At 76.6% G+C, this 2,099-nt stretch carries 1 protein-coding gene; it reads right to left on the bottom strand.

Annotated features, from left to right (window positions below; genetic code table 11):
* Positions 1 to 144: 144 nt before the first annotated feature.
* Positions 145 to 2,099, bottom strand: a 1,955-nt coding sequence (locus tag ABEB16_RS04495) for a DEAD/DEAH box helicase (RefSeq protein ID WP_345711070.1), incomplete at its 5' end; no start/stop codon positions are given.

The raw sequence follows: 2,099 nt of genomic DNA, 5'->3' as shown, positions 1-2,099 counted from the left end.
CGACGCGCCGGTGGCCGACGTGGCCGACCACCTGCCGCTCGACCCCGCCGACCCGGGCGTGCTGGCGGTGCTGGCGCAGCGCTGGGGGCTGCAGAGCAGCGTGCAGCGGCTGCTGGACGCCCTGGCCGGCGCCGGGGCCGGCGCTCAGGCCACCGAGGAGTAGGCCACCACCCCGCGGCGCACCCCGTCCAGGGCCTGGCGCGCCACCGCCCGCAGCGCGTCGTCACCGGCGGCCGAGGCGATCTGGTCCAGCAGGTCCACCAGCTGCTTGCAGCGGCGCACGAAGTCCCCGGCGGCCAGGTCCGCCTCGCGCAGCACCTCCTCCAGCCGGTGCCCGCGCGCCCAGCGGTGCACCGCCCAGGCCAGGCCCGCGTCCGGTTCCCGGGTCGGCGGCACGTGGTGGGCCTCCTCCAGGTCCGTCAGCTCGCTCCACAGCCGCACCGTGGCGGCCATCGCCTCCTCGGTGCCCCGCGGCAGGCGCACCCCCGTGCCCAGCTCGTCGCGGCGGGACTCGTGCACCAGGGCCGAGACCACCGCCGCCAGCCCCGGCCCGTCCAGGCCGCGCCAGGCGCCGCGGCGCAGGCACTGCGCCACCAGCAGGTCGGTCTCGGAGTACAGCCGCCGCAGCCGGCGGCCCTCCTCGGTGACCGTGGAGCCGTCGGCGCTGAGGTAGCCGAGCTCGGCCAGCAGGTCGCACACGTGGTCGAAGGTGCGGGCGATGGTGCCGGTGCGGCTCTCCACCCGCTTGGCCAGCGCGCGCGTCTCCCGGCTCAGCTTCTCCTCCCGCAGCGCCCAGCGGGCGTGCTCCTCGCGGTCGGTGCAGCCGTGGCAGGGGTGGGCGCGCAGCGCCGCGCGCAGCTGCGCCAGGGTCTCGTCCTGCTCGGCGGCCGACGCCGGCCGCACCCGGCCCGGCAGCGGGGCGCCGCCGCCGATCTCCGCCAGGGCGTTGCGCAGGCTGGAGGCCAGGTCGCGGCGGGCGTGCGGGCTGCGCCAGTTGAAGTCCTTGGGGACCTTCACCCGCGCCACCCGCTCCACCGCGGCGGGCAGGTCGGTGGCGCTGATCAGCTTCACCTGCCGGTCGGAGGTCAGCACCCGCGGCTGCGGCCCGTCGAAGCCGCGCGGTGCGCCGGGGTCGACGACGACGGCGAAACCGGCGCGGCGCCCCCACGGCAGGCGGATCACGTCCCCGGGGCGCAGCCCCTCCAGGGAGGTGGCGGCCTCGGCGCTGCGCTGCACCTGGCTGGCGCGGCTCATCTCCTTCTCCCGCTCGCCCAGGGCCTGGCGCAGGCGGAAGTACCCGGTGAAGTCGCCCAGGTGGCAGGTCATGGCCTCGCGGTAGCCGGCGAGGGCCTCCTGCTGGGTGCGGATGCGCTTGGCCAGGCCCACCACGGCGCGGTCGGCCTGGAACTGCGCGAAGGAGGTCTCCAGGATGTCGCGGGCCGGCTGGCGCCCGACCTGCGCGACGAGGTTGACGGCCATGTTGTAGGTGGGCCGGAAGCTGGAGCGCAGCGGGTAGGTGCGCCGGGAGGCCAGCCCGGCCACGGCCTCCGGGTCGGTGCCCGGCGACCACAGCACCACCGCGTGGCCCTCCACGTCGATGCCGCGGCGCCCGGCGCGGCCGGTGAGCTGGGTGTACTCCCCCGGGGTGACGTCGACGTGGGCCTGCCCGTTCCACTTCACGAGCTTCTCCAGCACCACCGAGCGCGCGGGCATGTTGACGCCCAGGGCGAGGGTCTCGGTGGCGAAGACGGCCTTGACCAGGCCGGCGGCGAACAGGTGCTCCACGGTTTCCTTGAAGGTGGGCAGCAGCCCGGCGTGGTGGGCGGCCAGGCCGCGCTCGAGGCCCTCCAGCCACTCCCAGTACCCCAGCACCGCCAGGTCCGCGGAGGGGATCTCCGCGCAGCGCTCCTCCACGCGGCGGCGGATCTCGCGCTGCTCCTCGGTCGTGGTGAGGCGGATGCCCCACGTCAGGCACTGCTGCACCGCCGCGTCGCAGCCGGCGCGGGAGAAGATGAACGTGATCGCCGGCAGCAGGCCCGCGGCGTCGAGGACCTCCAGGACCTGCGCGCGCGAGGGCGTGGCCGGACGGGGCCCGCGCA

It is taken from the genome of Kineococcus glutinatus (genome assembly GCF_039542765.1).
Taxonomy (GTDB): domain Bacteria; phylum Actinomycetota; class Actinomycetes; order Actinomycetales; family Kineococcaceae; genus Kineococcus_A; species Kineococcus_A glutinatus.
Note: the sequence above shows the minus strand (reverse complement) of the source record. Positions and strands in the feature narration are given on the sequence as shown.